The organism is Bradyrhizobium sp. (assembly GCF_049798375.1).
Taxonomy (GTDB): domain Bacteria; phylum Pseudomonadota; class Alphaproteobacteria; order Rhizobiales; family Xanthobacteraceae; genus Bradyrhizobium.
This window is the reverse complement of sequence record NZ_JBARGP010000349.1, coordinates 1-5402: the sequence shown is the minus strand read 5'-3', so window position 1 is coordinate 5402 and position 5402 is coordinate 1. Positions and strand designations below refer to the sequence as shown.

Genomic DNA, 5402 nt, shown 5'->3' with positions numbered 1-5402 from the left:
TGCCAGGGGCGAGCAGTACTGCGAGGCAGGCGGGCAGACGCCCGCGCTTAGCGACGCCTCGGCCCACGCCGCGGTGCTGCGTCCACCGGGCGGCCCTCGATCTTGCTGCTCATCGAGTTGGCGCCGTCGCTGATATCGAGCAAGGTCTGGCGGCTATCGTCCATTACTTTGGCCGATTTGTGCCTGAAGCTGTCGGCAAGCTCGCGGATCGACTTCACCTTGTGAAGCAGCGCATCGGGGTCGCCGTTAGAGAAGCCGGGGAGCGCGCCGTCGATCCGGGTGACGAACTTGTCAAAACCCTTGAAGACATCTTCGGCCTGATCAAGCGCGGCGTCGATGGTCTCGTTCTTGCTCTTGAGCGTCTCGGACGCCGCTTCGATCGACTGCAGCGTCTCCTTCACCGCGGCTTCATTGCTGGTGATGAACTTGTCGGCCTTGTGCACCGACTCGATCATCGTCTCCTGATCCCTGAGATCGGCTGTCAGCACCGGGATGCCATCGGCATCGATCGGCACGGGCGGCGCCGCCGGCGCGCCGCCGACCAGCGAGACCGCGGCGATGCCGGTCAGTCCCTGGAACTCGATGCCCGCCGTCGTGTCCTTGCGAAGCGGCGCGGTATTGTCGAGCGTGACCAGGACGACGATCCGGCGCGGGCTGTCGAGGTTGACCGAGACGATCTGCCCGGCGTTGACGCCGTCGAAATTGACCGGACCGCCCTTGCGCAGACCCGCCGCCGAGCCGCCGTCGAACACGACGCGCAAGGAGCTGCGCTGCTGGGCGGTGCGTACCTTCTGCACCACCAGCAGGCCAACTATCGCCGCAGCGACCGCCGCGAGCGTCAAGGTTCCGATGACGAGGTTGGTTGCGCGCATTCACGGGCCTTAAACGGCGACGGCCGGGAGCCCGGCCGCCACATCATATCGCGATCATTTTAGCCGGAAACGCGCGCCGGCGAAAGCTCAGTGCCCGGCGCTCTCCTTGGCGCCTTGTCTTGCCGCCTCGTTGTTGAGCACGATCAGGGCATCCACCGCGATTCCCTTCTTGGGATTGATCAGGAACGGGTTGATATCGACCGAAGCAATCCGGTCGCCGGCATCGGCCATCAGGTTGGACAGCCCAACCAATGCCTTCACCACCGAGGCCTCGTGCAGTGCCGGCTTGCCGCGGTAGCCCTTGATCTTGACGCCGGCCTTGGTGCGGGCGATCAGCGCGCGCGCCTCGGTTTCGTCCAGCGGCGCGCCGGCCAGCGCGACATCCTTCATCAGCTCGATATCGACGCCGCCCGAGCCGAACAGCACCACCGGTCCCATTTCCGCATCGAGCGAGGCGCCGACCACGAGTTCCAGATCAGCCTTGACCTGCTGGGCAATCAGGATGCCCTCGAGCCTCGGCTTGCCCCTAAGCTTCTTCACCCGGGCGGCGATGTCGGTGAACGCCCGGCCCACTTCGGCAGGCGTCTTGAGGTCGAGCACCACGCCGCCGATGTCGGACTTGTGGAGGATGTCGGGGCTGACCACCTTGGCCACGACTGGAAAGCCGATCGATTTGGCAATCTTCACCGCCTCGATCGCGGATCGCGCGACCGCCTCCTTCGAGGTTGGGATGCCGTAGGCTTTCAGCAGTTTCTTCGAGGCGACCTCGTCGAGCGCCGCGCCGTCCGCCTGCTTCAGGATCTTGTCCAGGGTCGTCCGCGCGCTCGACTTGCTGGTCGAGACCACGTCCGGCAGCTGCTTCGGCAACGACGCATAGTCGATCAGCGACTTGATCGCATTGACGGCGCGATCGAGCCCCTGCAGCACGGTGATGTGCGGCAGCTGCTGACGCAGGTCCTTGGTGTAGTCGGTGAAGCCGATCGACATCGCACTGACATAGATCACGGGCTTGGATGCTTCGCCGGCCATGTCGTTGACGCGCCGCAAATTGCGCTCGCGCAGCTCGTGCGCCGTCTTCGGCATCTCGGCGTCGATGATGACGATGTCGGTGTCGGGATCGTCGATCATGATCTCGATCGCGCGCATGTAGACCGTGGGATCGACCACGGCGGCAAAGCCGGCGTCGAGCGGGTTGCCGACGATGGAGCCAGGTCCGAGCATGGCGCCGAGTTCGGTGCTGGCCGCCGGCGATGGTGGCGCGAAGTTCAGGCCCGCGGCGTAGAAGGCATCGATCAGCAGCCCACGCTTGCCGCCCGACAATGTCACTGCGGCCAGACGATTGCCCGCAGGCGACGCGGCGTGAACGAAACATTCGGTGGTCTCGATCAGCTGATCGAGACCCTGCACGCGGATCACGCCTTCGCGCGTGGCGATCGCGTCAAACGTCTCGATCGAGCCGGCAAGCGCGCCGGTATGCGCCATTGCGGCGGCGCGGCCGCCTTCCGAGGCGCCGAGCTTGAGCGCGATCACAGGCTTGCCTGCGGCCCGCGCGGCCTTGCAGGCGTCGCGGAATGCTTTGGTGTTACGCACGCCTTCCAGGTACACGACAATGACACGGATGCTCGGATCGGCGGCGAAGTAGCTCATGAAGTCGGGCGTTTCCAGTCCCGCCTCGTTTCCGGTCGTGACCATGTAGCCGACGCCGACACCGCGATCCTCCAAGGTCTGGCGGATCGCCATCACGATCGCACCGGACTGGCCGGCGATCGCGACTGGTCCCTGAAGCATGGTGACGATTCGGTCGTCGATATTGGTGAACAGCTTCTCGCCGGCGCTGAGATTGCCGAGGCAATTCGGGCCGGTCACCGCGAGCCCGGTCTCGCGCACGGCCTGTTGCAGTTCGGCGGCGAGCCGCTGGCTGTTCTCGTCCTGCAGCTCGGAAAAGCCCGAGGTGACGATGGTCGCGGAGCGTGCACCCGCGGCGGCGGCATCGCGGATCACCTGCACGGCGAAGCGTGCCGGCACCAGCACGAGCACGTGATCGGGCGGTTCGGGGAGGCTGGCGAAATCCTTGTAGCAGGGCACGCCCCAGATGGTCTCACGCTTGGAATTGACCGGAAACAGCCGGCCTTCGTAGCCGTATTTGACCAGATTGTTCCAGATCCGCTCGGCGTAGTTGCCGGGCTTGTCGGTGGCGCCGACCAGAACGATGTTGAGCGGGTGCAGCATCGCGTGGATGCTCCTGACCGTGTCGCTGGCGTCAGGCGGTGGGGACCATGATTGCGATGATGGCGACACTGGAGCGTCCATAAAGCGGCCTCGTATTTCCACGTTGCGGTCTTTTGCAAGACTCTTACGAGGCAAGCTTATGAACAGTCGTCCGCAGTGGCAACGTGCTTGATCGCGATTTACCGTGCCAATCCCGGCCGCGATGGTGCGGCAATGCCGGCCAGCAGTACCGCGAGGATGCCGGTCAGGAAGACGCCGTCAAAAGTTCCGGCACCGCCGATCGAGGCGACCGGCGCGCCGAGGCCGCTGATCCGGTCGAGATTCATCAGGTCTGCGCCCACCAGCGTGCCCATCGAGCCGCCGATATAGGCGAGCGGCGCGGCGTATTCACGCGACAGCAGGAAGGCGAGGATGGCGGTGACCACGACCGGCATGAACACCGGGACCGCAATGCCGACGCCGCGCACCGGGGTTGCCATCGCATGGATGATCAGCGCGATCACGATCACGGCGATCGCAGCACGGAGCCAGAGCTGATAGCGCACAACGAGATAGGTCGACATGATGGTCGGAATCACGGCGCCGCCGATATTCACCGCGAGCACGGTGCCGGGCCAGTGCTCGACCAACGGCACCACATATTGCATCCCGAAATAATCGATGATCTCGCCCGAGTGGATGTTCTGCCCCGGCAGCACCGTGAGCGGGATGTTGAAATAACTGCCGATCAGTGAGCCGAGCAGCAGCAGCATCGCCATGCCCGGGCCGACGCCGAGCTTCAGATAGGCATAACGCAGGATGCGGAGCTGGATCAGGATGACGAGAGCGACGAAGGCAAGCACCAGGATCGCGAACAATGCCGGGGTGATCGGCAGGTACTGAACTTGGGATTGCATGGTCGATCGCCTCGCGTTGCGTGGGCCCATCCCACGGAGCCGCTGAATGACAAATAGTCATCGCAAGGGCGGTTCCAAGCATGCATTTGGGCGCGGTCAGGCTCCGGCCCCGATCAGCGTGGCATGCAGGATGTAACGCTCCGGCCCCGGCGTCACCGCGTCGAATGGCCAGCAGGTCGAGAGCACCAGTTCGCGGCCCCCCGTGAGTGGATCGATGCCGGAGGCGTCGAACCGGACCACCCGCGCCGTATCCGCGCGATAGCGGAAAGTTTGACCGTCGCTGCTTGTGACGTCGATCTCGTCGCCAATTCTGACATCGCGCAGGAAGCGGAAATGCGTATCGCGATGCGCGGCATAGACGGCTGTGCCGCGCGCGCCGGGCTCCGCCGTCAGCTCGACATGGCCGGGCCCGAACGCGAGCGCCTGGCCGCTCGAGCCGGCCAACGCGATGGCGCTGGCATGGATGCGCGCCACGACGATCCGCGCCACTGGCGTGGTGTCGGCCCATGACCACGGCTTGACCGGATGGCCACTCGCGATGGTCGCGGCAAAGGCGCGCTCCAGCAGCACCTGGGCGACATAGGCCTTAGCATTGACGAAGGCGCCATGCCCAAACAGCACGGCGCCGATGATGGCGAGGAGGAGAGGAAGGATGCGGGGCATAATCCAACCGTGTTTCTCGATGTCGTCACCCGCGAAGGCGGGTGACCCAGTATTCCAGAGGCGCCTGTGATCAGCCGAAGTGCCGCGGCGTACTGAATGCCACGCCTGCGCGGGGCATGGCAGTGTTAGCCGACCATTGGACGCCGTCGGCCGACCGCAAGCGCGACTAAGCTGAGCACGAGTAGCCCCGCCCCCAGCATCATGCTGAGCTCCGCATCCGTCGCCGTCTTCGGCAGCACAATCGTATTAGGCCCGGGCATAACGACCGGCCGCTTCAGCGCTGTCAGCTGAACGCGATCATCATTGCCGGCGCGGCGCTCGGTCGGAGGCGTCGGCAAATGCGGGCGCTCGCCGAACACCTTTGCGAAATCCCAGCCGGCGGGCAGGTCGATCGGCAGCTCGCTGAGCGTGAGACGGGCGCCTTTGAGATGGCGTGGCGTCTTGTCGACCGCGACCAGGCTGGTCAGCCGCGTCACCAGATGATGCTCCAGCGCCAGCCTGAGGATCGCCTTGTCGGCGTCCTCTGGCGTGAGCTGCCGCATCGTGCGCGCCACCTCGGCATCCCCAATCTTGCGGCGCGCCCACAATTTCGAGAGGCCCTTGCCTTCGGCCGCACTGGCGAGCGGCAAGGTGACGGTCCAGGAGCGGTCGCCGACGCGGCCCTTGATCTGCAAGGAGCCGGTGAGCTTGTCGAGTTTGGCCGCCAGCACCAGCGGCTCGTCACGGTAGACATCGCGGAGGA

Annotated in this window: 5 protein-coding genes; all 5 read right to left on the bottom strand. The window is 65.1% G+C overall.

Features of this window, described 5'->3' with window-relative positions:
* Positions 1 to 47: 47 nt before the first annotated feature.
* The gene (locus tag WA702_RS14730) at positions 48 to 872 is read right to left on the bottom strand and encodes an MlaD family protein (RefSeq protein ID WP_425111267.1); all 825 of its coding nucleotides are present in this window, start codon (positions 870 to 872) and stop codon (positions 48 to 50) included.
* 87 nt (positions 873 to 959) lie between these two features.
* A complete protein-coding gene (locus WA702_RS14725) occupies positions 960 to 3182 on the bottom strand; it encodes an acetate--CoA ligase family protein (RefSeq protein WP_425111266.1) in 2223 nt (740 codons plus the stop codon).
* A gap of 98 nt (positions 3183 to 3280) precedes the next feature.
* Positions 3281 to 3997: a DUF1614 domain-containing protein gene (locus WA702_RS14720; protein WP_425111265.1), complete on the bottom strand. Its 717-nt coding sequence runs from the start codon at positions 3995 to 3997 to the stop codon at positions 3281 to 3283.
* A 96-nt stretch (positions 3998 to 4093) separates the two neighbouring features.
* Positions 4094 to 4660, bottom strand: a complete 567-nt coding sequence (locus tag WA702_RS14715) for a class GN sortase (protein WP_425111264.1) — start codon at positions 4658 to 4660, stop codon at positions 4094 to 4096.
* A 125-nt stretch (positions 4661 to 4785) separates the two neighbouring features.
* On the bottom strand, positions 4786 to 5402 hold a 617-nt coding region (locus tag WA702_RS14710), incomplete at its 5' end, for an LPXTG cell wall anchor domain-containing protein (RefSeq protein ID WP_425111263.1).